The sequence below is a fragment of the Pseudomonas viciae genome (genome assembly GCF_004786035.1).
Lineage (GTDB): Bacteria > Pseudomonadota > Gammaproteobacteria > Pseudomonadales > Pseudomonadaceae > Aquipseudomonas > Aquipseudomonas viciae.
The window spans coordinates 307,860-322,190 of the sequence record NZ_CP035088.1 but is presented as its reverse complement, the minus strand read 5'-3'; the positions used below and the strand labels follow the sequence as shown (position 1 = coordinate 322,190).

General features: G+C 62.3%; 14 protein-coding genes. 11 read left to right on the top strand and 3 right to left on the bottom strand.

Going from position 1 to position 14,331, the window contains the following annotated elements; translation table 11 throughout:
- The first annotated feature begins 56 nt into the window (after positions 1-56).
- From rfbB to EPZ47_RS01390, 7 genes are read left to right on the top strand one after another with little or no spacing between them, the layout of a single operon-like run.
- A complete protein-coding gene (rfbB, locus tag EPZ47_RS01420; RefSeq protein ID WP_135843202.1) occupies positions 57-1,139 on the top strand; it encodes a dTDP-glucose 4,6-dehydratase in 1,083 nt (360 codons plus the stop codon).
- Positions 1,136-2,011: a glucose-1-phosphate thymidylyltransferase RfbA gene (rfbA, locus tag EPZ47_RS01415; protein ID WP_135843201.1), complete on the top strand. Its 876-nt coding sequence runs from the start codon at positions 1,136-1,138 to the stop codon at positions 2,009-2,011. The genes rfbB and rfbA overlap by 4 nt, the downstream gene beginning before the upstream one ends.
- Positions 2,008-2,553, top strand: coding sequence for a dTDP-4-dehydrorhamnose 3,5-epimerase (rfbC, locus tag EPZ47_RS01410; protein ID WP_135843200.1), 546 nt, complete (start codon positions 2,008-2,010; stop codon positions 2,551-2,553). The genes rfbA and rfbC overlap by 4 nt, the downstream gene beginning before the upstream one ends.
- Positions 2,550-3,431 carry a dTDP-4-dehydrorhamnose reductase gene (gene rfbD / locus EPZ47_RS01405; protein WP_135843199.1) on the top strand — a complete coding sequence of 294 codons (882 nt, stop codon included), beginning with the start codon at positions 2,550-2,552 and terminating at the stop codon, positions 3,429-3,431. The genes rfbC and rfbD overlap by 4 nt, the downstream gene beginning before the upstream one ends.
- A 36-nt stretch (positions 3,432-3,467) precedes the next feature.
- Entirely contained in the window at positions 3,468-5,276 is a 1,809-nt protein-coding gene (locus tag EPZ47_RS01400; RefSeq protein ID WP_135843198.1) for a sensor histidine kinase, read from the top strand.
- A complete protein-coding gene (locus EPZ47_RS01395) occupies positions 5,273-6,664 on the top strand; it encodes a sigma-54-dependent transcriptional regulator (protein ID WP_135843197.1) in 1,392 nt (463 codons plus the stop codon). Before EPZ47_RS01400 ends, EPZ47_RS01395 begins: the two co-directional genes overlap by 4 nt.
- A 37-nt stretch (positions 6,665-6,701) precedes the next feature.
- On the top strand, positions 6,702-7,157 hold the full coding sequence (locus tag EPZ47_RS01390; protein ID WP_135843196.1) for a thioesterase domain-containing protein: 456 nt from the start codon (positions 6,702-6,704) through the stop codon (positions 7,155-7,157).
- A 171-nt stretch (positions 7,158-7,328) separates the two neighbouring features.
- Here the strand turns inward: EPZ47_RS01390 and cysQ are convergent, their stop codons facing one another.
- Together cysQ and nudE are read right to left on the bottom strand one after the other, a co-directional pair.
- Positions 7,329-8,156, bottom strand: a complete 828-nt coding sequence (cysQ, locus tag EPZ47_RS01385) for a 3'(2'),5'-bisphosphate nucleotidase CysQ (protein ID WP_135843195.1) — start codon at positions 8,154-8,156, stop codon at positions 7,329-7,331.
- Entirely contained in the window at positions 8,153-8,719 is a 567-nt protein-coding gene (gene nudE / locus EPZ47_RS01380) for an ADP compounds hydrolase NudE (RefSeq protein ID WP_135843194.1), read from the bottom strand. Before nudE ends, cysQ begins: the two co-directional genes overlap by 4 nt.
- An 88-nt stretch (positions 8,720-8,807) precedes the next feature.
- On the opposite strand from nudE, the gene yrfG reads away from it, so the two are divergent.
- The gene (gene yrfG / locus EPZ47_RS01375) at positions 8,808-9,470 is read left to right on the top strand and encodes a GMP/IMP nucleotidase (protein WP_135843193.1); all 663 of its coding nucleotides are present in this window, start codon (positions 8,808-8,810) and stop codon (positions 9,468-9,470) included.
- Positions 9,471-9,584: 114 nt separating this feature from the next.
- On the opposite strand, the gene lysM is transcribed toward yrfG, so the two are convergent.
- Complete coding sequence (lysM, locus tag EPZ47_RS01370; protein ID WP_135843192.1) at positions 9,585-10,025, bottom strand: peptidoglycan-binding protein LysM; 441 nt, start codon at positions 10,023-10,025, stop codon at positions 9,585-9,587.
- A 135-nt stretch (positions 10,026-10,160) separates the two neighbouring features.
- Between lysM and EPZ47_RS01365 the strand changes: the two genes are divergently transcribed.
- From EPZ47_RS01365 to EPZ47_RS01355, 3 genes are all read left to right on the top strand, one after another.
- Positions 10,161-11,048, top strand: a complete 888-nt coding sequence (locus EPZ47_RS01365) for a LysR family transcriptional regulator (protein ID WP_135843191.1) — start codon at positions 10,161-10,163, stop codon at positions 11,046-11,048.
- A gap of 93 nt (positions 11,049-11,141) precedes the next feature.
- Positions 11,142-11,981, top strand: a complete 840-nt coding sequence (fdhD, locus tag EPZ47_RS01360) for a formate dehydrogenase accessory sulfurtransferase FdhD (RefSeq protein ID WP_135843190.1) — start codon at positions 11,142-11,144, stop codon at positions 11,979-11,981.
- Complete coding sequence (locus EPZ47_RS01355) at positions 11,978-14,326, top strand: FdhF/YdeP family oxidoreductase (RefSeq protein WP_135843189.1); 2,349 nt, start codon at positions 11,978-11,980, stop codon at positions 14,324-14,326. Before fdhD ends, EPZ47_RS01355 begins: the two co-directional genes overlap by 4 nt.
- Positions 14,327-14,331: the final 5 nt, after the last annotated feature.

Sequence of the window (14,331 nt, the reverse complement as noted above, 5' to 3'; positions counted from 1 at the left end):
CATGCCGACAAGCTATGCTCCTATGCTTTGGCTCTCACGGAAAAAGGCTTAACCGGATGCGCATTCTTATCAGTGGTGGTGCTGGCTTCATTGGCTCAGCTCTCATACGCCACTTGATCCTGGACACCGAGCACCAGGTCCTGAACCTCGACAAGCTGACATACGCCGGCAATCTCGAATCGCTGAGCAGCATCGATCACGACAGCCGCTACGAGTTCGTGCAGGCCGATATCGTCGATCAACCGACCGTCAGCGCGGTGCTCGCACGATTCAAGCCCGACGCCATCATGCACTTGGCGGCAGAGTCCCACGTAGACCGTTCCATTGACGGACCGGCAGACTTTATCCAGACCAACATCGTCGGCACCTACAGCCTGCTGGAGGCCACCCGCGCCTATTGGCAGACCCTGCCCGAGGCGCAGAAACGCGCGTTTCGCTTCCACCACGTTTCCACCGACGAAGTGTATGGCGACCTGCACGGGGTGGACGACCTGTTCACCGAAACCACCGCTTATGCGCCAAGCTCTCCCTATTCGGCCAGCAAAGCGGCGTCCGACCACCTGGTCCGCGCCTGGCAGCGAACCTACGGCTTGCCCGTGCTGTTGACCAATTGCTCGAACAACTACGGGCCGTTCCACTTTCCCGAGAAACTGATTCCCCTGGTGATCCTCAACGCACTGGCTGGTAAACCGCTGCCGGTGTATGGCGATGGCCAGCAAGTGCGCGACTGGCTGTACGTCGAAGACCATGCCCGGGCGCTGCTCAAGGTCGTCACCGAAGGCGTGGTCGGCGAGACCTACAACATCGGCGGCCACAATGAGCAAAAAAACATCGAGGTGGTGCGCAGCATCTGCGCGTTGCTCGAAGAACTCGCCCCCCACAAACCCGAAGGGGTCGCGGGCTATGCGGACCTGATCACCTTCGTCAAGGATCGCCCCGGCCACGACCTGCGCTATGCCATCGACGCCGGCAAGATTGAACGCGAACTCGGCTGGACGCCGCAGGAAACCTTCGAGACCGGCCTGCGCAAAACCGTGCTGTGGTACCTCGAAAACCTGCTGTGGTGCCGACGTGTCCAGGACGGCAGCTATCAAGGCGAGCGCCTGGGCTCGCTCGACAACCAGGACGTGATTGCATGATGAAAGGAATTGTTCTGGCAGGCGGTTCCGGCACACGCCTGCATCCGATCACCCTAGGGGTGTCCAAGCAGTTATTACCGGTTTACGACAAACCGATGATCTATTACCCGATATCGGTACTGATGCTCGCCGGCATCAAGGACATCCTGGTGATTTCCACCCCGCAGGACCTGCCGCAGTACCGCAACCTGTTGGGTGACGGCAGCCAGTTCGGCGTGCAGTTCTGCTACGCCGAACAGCCATCACCCGATGGCCTGGCCCAGGCGTTCCTGATCGGCGAGCAATTTATTGGCAACGACTCGGTCTGCCTGATCCTGGGCGACAACATTTTCCACGGCCAACATTTCGGCGAGCAGTTACAGACCGCCGTCAACCGGCAGAGCGGTGCGACGGTGTTTGGTTACTGGGTCAAGGACCCCGAGCGCTTTGGCGTGATCGACTTCGACCCTGAGGGGCGGGCCATTTCAATCGAAGAGAAACCCAGCGCACCCAAATCCAGCTACGCGGTGACCGGCCTGTATTTCTACGATAACGACGTGATCCAGATCGCCCAGGCCATCAAGCCCTCCAAGCGCGGCGAGCTGGAAATCACCGACGTCAACAATGCCTACCTGCAACGCGGCGACCTGCACGTCGAGCGGTTCGGCCGTGGTTTCGCCTGGCTCGATACCGGCACCCACGACAGCCTGCTGGAAGCCTCGCAATACGTGCAGACCATCGAGCACCGCCAAGGCTTGAAAGTGGCATGCCTGGAAGAAATTGCCTATCAACAGGGCTGGGTCAGCCGCGAGCATGTCCTTGAGCGCGCCAAGTACTTCGGCAAGACCGGTTATGGTCAGTACCTGTTCAATATCGCTGGAGAAACCCATTGAATGTCGTTGCCACCCGTTTGCCAGAAGTCCTGATCATCGAGCCGAAGATCTTCGGTGACGATCGCGGTTTTTTCCAAGAAAGCTTCAATGCCCGGGCCTTTGCCGAGGCCACCGGATGCGCGCTGCAGTTCGTCCAGGACAACCATTCGCGCTCGACCAAAGGCGTCCTGCGCGGCCTGCACTATCAGATCGAGCAGGCCCAGGGGAAACTGGTACGCGTCACGGCAGGGGAAGTCCTGGACGTGGCGGTGGATATTCGCCGCAGTTCGGCCACATTCGGCCAATGGGTGAGCGTGCACCTGTCGGCGCAGAATCATCGGCAACTGTGGGTCCCGCCGGGGTTTGCCCACGGTTTCGTGGTGCTGAGCGAGTCAGCGGATTTTCTCTACAAAACCACGGATTACTACGCACCCTCGGCCGAGCGCTGCATTCGCTGGGACGACCCGCAGTTGGCCATCGATTGGGAACTGCAAGGCGCACCCATCCTGTCGCCCAAGGATCAAGCCGGCAAGGCCCTGGGCGAGGCCGACCTGTTTCCATGAATACTACCTTGCGCATCCTGATCATCGGCCAGAACGGCCAGGTATCCCGGGCACTCCAGTCGCGCCTGGCCGGCATGGGCGAGTTGATCGTGCGCGGCAGCAGCGAGCTCGACCTGGCGCACCCGGACCTCATTCACTCGCCCATCGACGCCCTGAAACCCGACCTGATCATCAACGCCGCCGCCCACACGGCCGTCGACCAGGCCGAAAGCGAACCGGCGCTGGCGTTCGCCATCAACGCCATCGCACCGGGCGTCCTGGCCCAGGTGGCGGTTAAGCTGGGCGTCCCGCTGATCCACTACTCCACCGACTACGTCTTCGATGGCCGCAAGCCCACGCCATACACCGAAGACGACATGCCCAACCCGCTGAGTGTCTATGGACGCAGCAAACTGGCAGGCGAGGACGCCATTCGCCAGGCCGCCGGCCAGCACCTGATTCTGCGCACCAGTTGGGTCTATTCCACCGAAGGCCGCAATTTCCTGCTGACCATGCAGCGTCTGCTCCAGGAAAAACCACAACTGCGCGTGGTGGCCGACCAGATCGGTGCACCAACCTGGGCCGGCACCATCGCCGACAGCACCGCCAAACTCATCGAGCGTTGGCGGGCCGGTCAAAGCGGCGCCTGGGGCACCTATCACCTGACTGCCCGGGGTGAGACGTCCTGGTTCGGTTTCGCCCAGGCCATCGGCGAACACCTGATCGAGCAACACAAGCCTTGTGCCGAGCTCGAGCCCATCCCGTCCAGCGCTTACCCGACCCCGGCCTCACGCCCACTGAACTCGCGCCTCGATTGCACGCGCCTGTTCCAGGAGTGGGGGGTGAGCCAGCCAGACTGGCGAAGCGCGTTGCACCAGTGTCTTGCCGAGCAAGCCTAGGCATAATGCGCCTGTTCCCACAGGCGCCTGATGCTTATGAACCCCACCCTTCCCCGCAGACCCCGCTGGCGCAGCCTGGCCTTGCTTGCACTGTGCCTGGCGCCGTTGCTGTGGCCGCTGGAACACCTCGCCGAGCGTTACTACCGTAGCGAACTGGCCGGGCAGAACCGCCAAACCCTTGATCTCTACGTCGCCAACCTGTTGGGTACCTTGCATCGCTATGAGGTATTACCGCAGATTCTCGGTGAACTGCCGGCGCTGCGCGCGGCGTTGTCGACCCCCGACGATGGCATCATCCAAGGCAACGCCAACCGGCTGCTGAAAAATATCAGCGCCCAGACCGGCGCCGAAGTCATGTACCTGATGGACGCCACCGGCAAGACGCTGGCCGCGTCGAACTGGGACAAGCACGACAGTTTCGTCGGGCGTAATTTCGCCTTCCGGCCGTACTACATCGAAGCCATGGCCGGCCGCCTGGGGCGCTTCTTCGGCTTGGGCACCACATCGGCCAAGCGCGGTTATTTCTTCGCCGCCGCCGTGCGCGACCGCGAGAAGGTCATCGGCGTGCTGGTGGTCAAGGTCGACCTGGACCACACCGAAAGCCTGTGGGGCAAAACCCCGGAGCAGTTGCTGGTGACCGATCACAACGGCGTGGTCATCCTCACGTCGCGACAGGAATGGCGATTCCGTTCGACTCGGCCCTTGAGTGACGACGAACGCAAGGCCATCAGTGCTGTGCAACCCTATCCGACCCGCGACCCCAAGCCGCTGAACCTGGATGCCAACGCCTGGCTGACCCAGACCCAGACCATTGAAGAGACCGGCTGGAGCGTAAGCATTCTCGCCCCGCGCACGCTGATCGACCGCCCAGTGCGCACTGTGGTCGCCATAGGCGGTGCGGCGTTGCTGGTCTTGATGCTGTTGCTCGGCTTGATGATGCAGCGCAGGCGCCATTACCTGGATCGGATCGCCTTCGAAGCCAAGGCCCGTCACGAGCTGGAAGGCCGCGTGGCCGAGCGCACCAGCGACCTGGAAGGCCTGAACCGGCGACTGCGCCAGGAAGTGCTGGAGCGCGAACAGGCCCAGCAGGAACTGGTCCGCGCCCAGGATGACCTGGTGCAGGCCGGAAAATTGTCGGCCCTGGGCACGATGTCGGCCAGCATCAGCCACGAACTCAACCAGCCGCTGGCGGCGATTCGAAGTTATGCGGAAAACGCCGAGATTTTGCTCGACCATCAACGTACCGAGGACGCCCGGGGCAACCTCAAGCTGATCAGCGAACTGACCGCACGCATGGCCTCGATCATCGCCCACTTGCGCGCCTTTGCCCGGCGCGACCGGCATGCCCCGGAAAGTGTTGCCCTGCAACCGGCCTTGGACGATGCCCTCGCGCTGCTTGCCAAGCGTCGGCGCGGCATGGAAGTGGAACTGATCCGCGACCTGCCGGCCGCCACGCTGTGGGTCGAGGCCGGGGAAACCCGTTTGCGCCAAGTGCTCGGCAACCTGCTGGCCAACGCCCTCGACGCCCTGACTGAGAAAGGCCCGCCGCGCAAACTCTGGCTCAGTGCCCAGGCCACCGAAACCGGCGTCAACCTGTGTATCCGCGATAACGGCCCGGGGTTTTGCATGGAAGCCCTTGGCCGCGCCGGCGAACCCTTCTATACCACCAAGACCCGCACCCAGGGCCTTGGCCTGGGGCTGGCGATCTGCGACACCCTGATGCGCGCCTTCGGCGGCGAACTGTCGTTCGCCAACCATAAGGAAGGCGGCGCCCTGATCACCCTGAAGCTGCGCGCCGGCGCCCCCGGAGTGAGCCTGCAACCGTCCGAGGACCGTAGCGTATGACCATCGATAACCGGATTGAGGTGGTGCTGATCGACGACGATCCGCATTTGCGTCAGGCCTTGAGCCAGACCCTCGACCTGGCCGGCTTGAAAATCCTGCCACTGGCCGAGGCCAAGGGCGTGGCCGAGCAACTGTCGCGTGACTGGCCGGGGGTGGTGGTCAGTGACATTCGCATGCCAGGCATCGACGGTCTCCAACTGCTGGGCGAACTCCACGCCCAGGACCCTGAGCTGCCGGTGCTACTGATCACCGGTCACGGCGACGTGCCACTGGCGGTGCAGGCGATGCGCGCCGGGGCCTATGACTTTCTGGAAAAACCATTTCCCAGCGATCACCTGCTCGACAGCGTACGCCGGGCCCTGGCCCTGCGCCGCCTGGTGCTGGACAACCGGAGCCTGCGCCTGGCCCTCAGCGATCGCCATGAACTCAGCGCACGGCTGATCGGCCAGTCAGCCCAGATGCTGCGCCTGCGCGAACAGATCGGTGCACTGGCGGCGACCCGCGCCGACGTGCTGATCCTCGGTGAAACCGGTGCCGGCAAGGAAGTGGTCGCCCGAGCGCTGCACGATCTCTCGGGTCGGCGTAACGGGCCATTCGTGGCGATCAACGCCGGGGCCCTGGCCGAGTCGGTGGTGGAGAGCGAACTGTTCGGCCACGAGCCGGGGGCGTTCACCGGCGCGCAAAAACGCCGCATCGGCAAATTCGAATTCGCCAACGGCGGCACGCTGTTTCTCGACGAAATCGAAAGCATGAGCCTGGATGTCCAGGTCAAGTTGCTGCGTCTGCTGCAAGAGCGCATGGTGGAGCGACTGGGGGGCAATCAACAGATCCCGCTGGACATCCGCGTCATCGCCGCCACCAAGGAAGACCTGCGCCAGGCCGCCGACCAAGGGCGCTTTCGCGCCGACCTGTATTACCGCCTGAACGTTGCGCCGCTGCGCATACCGCCACTACGTGAACGGGGGGAAGATGCGCTGATGTTGTTCCAGCACTTCGCCGACGAAGCCAGTGCTCGTCACGGCCTGCCGCCTCACCACCTGCAACCGGCGCAACGGGCGCTGCTTCTGCGCCATACCTGGCCGGGCAACGTGCGAGAGTTGCAAAATGCCGCCGAACGCTTCGCCTTGGGTCTGGAACTGGCACTGGACAACAGCGCACCGGACGGCAGCCCCGGGGCACTGGTCGAAGTGGTCACTGGCGGCTTGAGCGAGCAGGTGGAAAACTTCGAGAAAACCCTGATCGCCGCCGAACTGGCCCGCCCCCACAGCTCGGTACGCAGCCTCGCCGAGGCCTTGGGCATTCCGCGCAAGACCTTGCACGATAAACTGCGCAAGCATGGGCTGAATTTCGGCGACAGCAGCCAGGGCCCGGCCGATGAATCCGATTGAGTTATCGTCATTTCCCTTGCAAGCAAAAGGCCCCGCAATGAACCGCGACAGTCGTTACCTGGAATCGATCCTGCACCACGACATCCCCCTGACGCGGGACATGGGCCTCAAGGTGCTCGATTGGCAGGCCCGACAGCTGCGCCTGTTCTTGCCGCTTGCGGCCAACGTCAATCACAAGAGCACCATGTTCGGCGGCAGCCTGTACTGCGGCGCGGTATTGGGGGGCTGGGGCTGGCTGCACCTGGCCTTGCGCGAGGAAGGCATTGAAGACGGGCATATCGTGATTCAGGAAGGGCAAATCAGCTACCCGCTGCCGGTCACCCGCGACGCGACAGTCGTCTGCGATGCGCCAGAGGAAAAGGTGTGGAAACGCTTCCTGGCCACCTACCGGCGCTACGGACGGGCACGGCTGGCCTTGCAGACTCGGGTGTTGGATAACGGGAGCGAGGAGCCGGCGGTGGAGTTTGTGGGGCAGTACGTGTTGCACCGCTAAAACACCGCAGGCCCTGTTTGGACTTGGGGAGATGATGGGCCCTGTGGCGAGGGAGCTTGCTCTCGCTCGGGTGCGCAGCAACCGCCAAAAGCAGGGGGCTGCTTCGCAGCCCAGCGGGAGCAAGAGCTCCCTCGCCACAAAAAGCTCGCTGCCACAAAAAGCAGACAGGGTTCAGGAGCGGGCAAGCTCCAACAGCTTTGCGCGCCACGCCGCTTTCGCCGGCAACGCCAGGAACGACGTGTTCAACAGAGACTCACGGGCCGGATAACAGAACGGCTCGCCGCTCAAGTCCAACACCTCGCCACCCGCCCCTTCCAGCACACCTTGGGCGGCGGCGGTGTCCCACTGGGACGTCGGCGCCAGCCGTGGATAGCAATCGGCCGCACCTTCGGCCAGCAGGCAAAACTTCAACGAACTGCCAATACTGGTCAGTTGCAACTCGCCCAGGCTCGCGCTCAAACCGCCCAAGAGGCGTTCCTGCTCGGGGCTGGTGTGACGGCGACTGGCGACCACGGTGAAGGTTTCACCCGGTGCCAGTACGTTACGTACCGCGATGGCCGCGGGCTCACCGCCCTGGTCGCCGCGCCAGGCACCCAGCCCCGCGCCGCCAACGTAGAAGCGACCGTTGGTGGGCATCGACACCACGCCAAACACCACCCGGCCCTGTTCCACCAAGGCGATGTTGACCGTGAACTCCTCACTGCCGGAAATGAACTCTTTGGTCCCATCCAGCGGATCCACCAGCCACCAGCGTTGCCAGCCGGCGCGCACGCCCTGGGCGATATTGGCGTCTTCTTCGGAGAGAATCGGAATATCCGGTGCCAGCGCCGTCAACCCCGCCACGATCACATCATGAGCGGCCATGTCCGCGGCGGTCACCGGCGACTCGTCCGCCTTGTGGTTGACCTGCACATTCGCACGCCAGAACGGCAGGATCGCCTCGCCAGCCTTGAGCGCCAGCTCAATCACAGGGGCCATCAGAGGATGGGGGAAATTCATGACAGGAACGCTCCGCGCTGGGTCAGCAGGTCACGGGCCAGGTACAACGCCGCCAAGGCCCGCCCCTCGGTGAACTGAGGGTTTTGCGCCAGGGCAGACAATTCGCGCAGATTGACCTTGTCCACACGCATCGGCTCGGGCTCATCGCCTTCCAGCCGTTCTTCATACAAATCAGTCGCCAGCACCACCTGGATCTTCTGGCTCATGTAGCCGGGGGACAGCGACAGCTCTGTCAGGTGCTCCAATTGTCGCGCGCCGAAACCGGCCTCTTCCTTGAGCTCGCGTTCAGCCGCCGCCAGCACATCTTCACCCGGCTCGATCAAACCCTTGGGCAGGGACAGTTCGTAGGCCTCAGTGCCGCCACAATACTCTTCCACCAGCACCGCGTGGTCGGCGTCGAGCATCGCCACGATCATCACTGCGCCGTAACCCGCGCCCTTGCTCGCCAGACGTTCATAGGTGCGCTCCACACCGTTGGAAAAACGCAGTTTCAGTTCTTCCACACAAAACAGGCGGCTGGTGGCGACGATCTGGCGATCGAGTATGGTGGGTTTCTGGCGCATAAACGGCTCCCTGGGCGATAGCGGGCTACTATACCCGGCCTATTCTGATTGTTTGTGTCGGATATCCGATTACCGCTGGAGAAGTTTTATGGTTTTGCTGCCCTGGCATGAGATCGATACGGTTCTGCTGGACATGGACGGCACCTTGCTGGACCTGCATTACGACAACCATTTCTGGATGGAACACCTGCCCCAGCGCTACGCCGAACTGCACGGGGTAAGCCGGACGATGGCCGAGATGGAGCTGCAGCCGTTGTTCGAACGCAACGCCGGCCAGTTGCAATGGTATTGCCTGGATTTCTGGAGCACTGAGCTGAAGCTGCCGGTGCGCGAACTGAAGCTGGAGACCGCGCACCTGATTGCCTTGCGCCCCGACGCCGACACCTTCCTGGCGGCGATCCAGCGGGCCGGTAAACGCGTGGTGATGATCACCAACGCCCACCGCGATTCGCTGTCCCTGAAGCTGGAACGTATCGAACTGGCCCCCTATTTCGAGCGTTTGATCAGCTCCCACGACTACGGTTTCCCCAAGGAAAACCGGCAATTCTGGGACGCCCTGCAAGCCGACTTGAACTTCGACCCGGCCCGCAGCCTGTTTATCGACGATACCCTGCCGGTGTTGCGCAGCGCCCGGGATTTCGGTGTAGCGCACCTGCTGGCGGTCAGCGAGCCGGACAGCCGCAAAGGGCCGAAGGACACCGGGGAGTTTGAAGCGTTGGGGGATTATCGAACGCTGATCGAAGGGCTCTGACACGACCAATGTGGCGAGGGAGCATGCTCCCGTTGGGGCGCGAAGCGGCCCCCTCTCACAGACCAGTGCTGCGCACTTGAGCGGGAGCAAGCTCCCTCGCCACAGAGGAACGGGTTACTCGGGAATACGCAACACCTGCCCCGGATAGATCTTGTCCGGGTGCGACAGCATCGGTTTGTTGGCCTCGAAGATCTTGTTGTACTTGTTCGCGTCGCCGTACTCGGCCTTGGAAATGGCACTGAGGGTGTCGCCTTTTTTCACAGTTACGAAACGCGCGGCTTGGGCCACCGGCCCGGTCACCGTGATCTGATCGTCAACACTGCCGACACCTGCAATATTGCCCACCGCCAGCAGGATTTTTTCCTTCTCTTCCTGGCTTGCGACTTCACCAGTGACGGTGACTTGATCGCCTTCGATAGTCGCTTGAACATTCGGATTACCCAGGCCCACCTTGCTGATGTGTTCCTTCAACTGCTCACTGGCATTGGCGTTGCCGGGGGTCAGCAGGTCGATCAGTTTTTCGCCTGCTTCCTTCACAAAGCTAAAAAGACTCATGGTGCACGCTCCTTGGGTTAAGTGTCCTGACGCAAAAGACTAGACCAGGCCAGGTGAAGCCGGTTCCCAGCCGACCAATGACCCCACCCCGCGCAAAGCGCTAGAATCCGAACCTTCCCGCGCCCTGGAGCGAAGATGGACATCAAGCAGCTGAAATTTCTCATCGCGCTGGACGAAACCCGCCACTTCGGCCAGGCCGCCGCTCGCTGCCACATCACCCAGCCGACCCTGTCGATGCGCCTGCGCAGCCTGGAAGAAGAACTCGATCTGCCGCTGGTCAACCGCGGCCAGCGTTTTGAGGGTTTCACCGCGCCAGGGGAACGGGTGCTGGCCTGGGCGCGCACGGTGCTGGCGGCCTATGACGGCCTACAGGCCGAAGCGGCGGCCTGTCGTGGCAACCTGGTGGGTACGCTGCGCCTGGGCGTGGTGCCGCTGTCGGACTTCGACCCCTTGTCGATCATGCAGCGCTTGCACATCGAACACCCTAATCTGCGTTTCGAATTGTCCTCCCTGAGTTCCGAACACATCCTCGAACAGTTGGCGAACAACCGCATCGACCTGGGCATTTCCTACCTCGAGCGTCTGGACAACGAGCGCTTCGAAGCCCTGCCTTTCAGCCATACCCGCATGGGCCTGCTGTACGACCAGCGGTTTTTCTTTTTCGGTGAACAACCGTTGAGTTGGGAAGCGCTGATCGAATTACCCCTGGGCATGCTCACCAGCGGCATGCATTTTCGTCAGTCCATTGATCACAGCTTCCACAGTCGGGGCCTGACACCTCGGCCGCTGTTGCAAACCGACGCGGTGCATCAATTGCTACAAGCCGTGCACGGTGGCTTGTGTTGCGCAGTGATGCCCCTGAACAGCGGCCTGGACATCTTGACCGAAGACCTGCGCATGCAACCCATTGAAGACGCACAGACGCTGGTTCCATTGGGCCTGATCATGCGGCGCGGTGCTCCACGCTCGGCGTTGGCCGAGGCTTGCTTCGCCCTCTATCAGAAATCAACAACAGCATCTTGATCGACGTCATCTATTGATAGATCAGTAATAGCGATTAGACGTGGCAGATTGCCGCATTTAGTCTTACTACTATTCCTACTTTCAGTGATGCCCATGAACGACAAGCCCCCTGTCTGTCCAGCGCCTTCGGTGGAAACACCCGCGCCGGCTGCCAGCCAGAGCTATCGCTACTGCAATCTGGACCACTCCCAGTCGGACAGCACCGCGCTGGCCGAGGAAGTGGCGCTGGCGATTGCCTATAACGGCATCAGCCAGGCCGTCATGCTGGTCACCCCCTCTGACCTGGAAGACTTCATCGTCGGTTTCAGCCTCGGCAGTGGCATCATCGAAGACTCATCGGACATCTATGACCTGCAACTGAGCGGCGCAGGCTCTGCGCATTACGCCCAGGTGACCATCGCCAACCGCGCCTTCTGGAACCTCAAGCAGCAACGCCGACAGCTGGCCGGCACCAGTGGCTGCGGCCTCTGCGGCGTGGAGGCGGTGGAGCAGGCGCTGCCGGAGCTCAAGGTGCTGCCCGGCGCACCGCTGCCACCGGCGCAATGGCTCGATGGCCTGCGTCAACGCATCGGCCAGTTCCAACCCTTGGGCCAGCACTGCGGCGCGGTACACGCGGCACTGTTCATGAACGCCCAGGGCGAGTTACTGCTGGGTCGCGAAGACATCGGTCGGCACAACGCCCTCGACAAACTGATCGGCGCATTGATCCGACAACAGATCCCGGTGGCCGGTGGTGTGGCGATCGTCACCAGTCGTTGCAGCCTCGAACTGATCCAGAAAGTCTTGCGCGCCGGTATCCAGACCCTGGTCAGCCTGTCGTCGCCCACGGGCCTTGCCGTGCAGTGGGCCCGCCAACACAACCTCAATCTCATCCACCTGCCGCAAAAAAGTGCGCCGCGGGTCTACAGCCCTGCGATGGAGAATCAAGCGTGAGCAATCATCAACAAGCCGACCAGAAACCCGTACCGCGCTACAAGCCCTACAAGGGCCCGGCCGGTGGTTGGGGTGCGCTGATCAGCGTCGCTCAGGCCTGGCTGACCAGCGACAACGCGCTGAAAAACATCCGCATGATGCTCAAGACCAATCAGAACGGTGGTTTCGACTGCCCAGGCTGTGCCTGGGGGGATTCACCGGAAAGCGGCATGGTCAAGTTCTGCGAGAACGGCGCCAAGGCGGTGAACTGGGAAGCGACCAAGCGCCGGGTCGACAGTGCATTTTTCGCCAAGCACAGTGTCACCTCGCTGCTGGAGCAGAGCGACTACTGGCTCGAATACCAGGGTCGCCTGACCGAGCCGATGAGCTACGACGCCGAGAGCGACCGCTACAAACCCATCAGTTGGGAAGCGGCGTTTGCCCTGATCGGCAAGCACTTGCAAGGGCTTTCCAGCCCGAACCAGGCCGAGTTCTACACCTCGGGCCGGGCCAGCAACGAAGCAGCCTACTTGTATCAGCTGTTCGTGCGCACCTACGGCACCAACAACTTCCCCGACTGCTCGAACATGTGCCACGAGGCAAGCGGTGTGGCACTGTCCCAGAGTGTCGGCGTGGGTAAAGGCACGGTGACCTTCGATGATTTCGAGCACTCGGATGCGATTTTCGTCTGGGGCCAGAACCCAGGCACCAACCATCCACGGATGCTCGAGCCGCTGCGCGAGGCGGTGAAGCGTGGCGCCCAGGTGGTGTGCATCAATCCGCTCAAGGAGCGTGGCCTGGAGCGTTTCCAGCATCCGCAGCACCCGCTCGAAATGCTCACCAACGGTGATAAACCGACCAACACCGCGTATTTCCGTCCGGCCCTGGGGGGCGATATGGCGATATTGCGCGGCATGGCGAAGTTCCTGCTGCAATGGGAGCGTGATGCGCAAAACACTGGCGCTCCTGCGGTGTTCGACCATGCGTTCCTCAATGAACACAGCGCTAACGTGCTGGATTACCTGGCCGTGGTCGACGACACCTCTTGGGAGCAGGTCGTCGAGCAATCGGGCCTGACCCTGGTCGAGATCGAACAAGCGGCACGCATGTACGCCAAAAGCAAGAACGTGATCATGTGCTGGGCGATGGGCATCACCCAGCATCGCCACTCGGTGGCGACTATCCAGGAAATCGCCAACCTGATGATGCTGCGTGGCAATATCGGCCGGCCAGGTGCAGGCCTGTGCCCGGTGCGCGGCCACAGCAACGTGCAGGGCGACCGGACCATGGGCATCAACGAGCGACCGCCGGCGGTGTTCCTTGACGCGCTGGAACGGCGTTTCCAGTTCAAGGTACCGCGCGAGAACGGCCACAACGTGGTCGAGGCGATCCACGCCATGGCCGACGGCCGGGCGAAGGTGTTCATCGGTCTGGGCGGCAACTTCGCCCAAGCCACACCGGATAGCCATCGGACCTTCCAGGCCTTGTCCAATTGCGACCTGACCGTGCAGATCAGCACCAAACTCAACCGCAGCCACCTGGCTCACGGCAAAGAAGCGCTGATCCTGCCATGCCTGGGCCGTACCGACATCGACCTGCAAACCGAAGGCGCGCAAGCGGTAACGGTTGAAGACTCCTTCAGCATGGTCCACGCCTCCAAAGGCCAGTTGCAACCGCTGTCGAACCAGATGCGCTCCGAGCCGTGGATCATCGCCGGGATCGCCGCCGCCACGCTGGGCAGCCGCCCGGTGGACTGGAACTGGTTGGTCGCCGACTACAGTCGCATCCGCGACCTGATCGCCGACACGGTTCCCGGCTTCAAGGACTTCAACCAAAAGCTCCAGAACCCCGGCGGCTTCTACCTGGGCAACAGTGCCGGTGCGCGTCGCTGGAGTACCGCTTCAGGTCGCGCCAACTTCAAGCCCAACCTGTTGCCGGTTGACCTGGTGCACGAACGCACCCGCGCTACCGGCCAGTTGCCTGACCTGATCATGCAGTCGATGCGCTCCCACGATCAGTACAACACCACCATCTATGGCCTCGATGACCGGTATCGCGGTGTGAAGGGCCAGCGGGATGTGTTGTTCGTCAACGAAGCGGACATCATTCGCCTGGGCTTCAAGCCGGGGCAGAAGGCAGACATCGTCTCGCTCTGGGATGACGGACGCGAGCGACGGGTCAAGGGCTTCACCCTGTTGGCGTTTGACATTCCAGGCGGGCAGGCTGCCGCCTACTACCCAGAGGTGAACCCGTTGGTGCCGCTGGAAAGCACCGGTGACGGCAGCCACACTCCGACCTCGAAATTCGTCGCGATCCGCCTGGAAGCGGCGAGCGAGAATGGGTTGATCCTGGCCAAGTCGGCCTGATACGA

Excerpts from the sequence above, each read along its gene's own strand:
- rfbB (WP_135843202.1), top strand. The coding sequence starts at position 57 with ATGCGCATTCTTATCAGTGGTGGTGCTGGCTTCATTGGCTCAGCTCTC.
- rfbA (WP_135843201.1), top strand. The coding sequence starts at position 1,136 with ATGATGAAAGGAATTGTTCTGGCAGGCGGTTCCGGCACACGCCTGCAT.
- rfbD (WP_135843199.1), top strand. The coding sequence starts at position 2,550 with ATGAATACTACCTTGCGCATCCTGATCATCGGCCAGAACGGCCAGGTA.
- EPZ47_RS01400 (WP_135843198.1), top strand. The coding sequence starts at position 3,468 with ATGAACCCCACCCTTCCCCGCAGACCCCGCTGGCGCAGCCTGGCCTTG.
- EPZ47_RS01395 (WP_135843197.1), top strand. The coding sequence starts at position 5,273 with ATGACCATCGATAACCGGATTGAGGTGGTGCTGATCGACGACGATCCG.
- EPZ47_RS01390 (WP_135843196.1), top strand. The coding sequence starts at position 6,702 with ATGAACCGCGACAGTCGTTACCTGGAATCGATCCTGCACCACGACATC.
- cysQ (WP_135843195.1), bottom strand. The coding sequence starts at position 8,156 with ATGAATTTCCCCCATCCTCTGATGGCCCCTGTGATTGAGCTGGCGCTC.
- nudE (WP_135843194.1), bottom strand. The coding sequence starts at position 8,719 with ATGCGCCAGAAACCCACCATACTCGATCGCCAGATCGTCGCCACCAGC.
- yrfG (WP_135843193.1), top strand. The coding sequence starts at position 8,808 with ATGGTTTTGCTGCCCTGGCATGAGATCGATACGGTTCTGCTGGACATG.
- lysM (WP_135843192.1), bottom strand. The coding sequence starts at position 10,025 with ATGAGTCTTTTTAGCTTTGTGAAGGAAGCAGGCGAAAAACTGATCGAC.
- EPZ47_RS01365 (WP_135843191.1), top strand. The coding sequence starts at position 10,161 with ATGGACATCAAGCAGCTGAAATTTCTCATCGCGCTGGACGAAACCCGC.
- fdhD (WP_135843190.1), top strand. The coding sequence starts at position 11,142 with ATGAACGACAAGCCCCCTGTCTGTCCAGCGCCTTCGGTGGAAACACCC.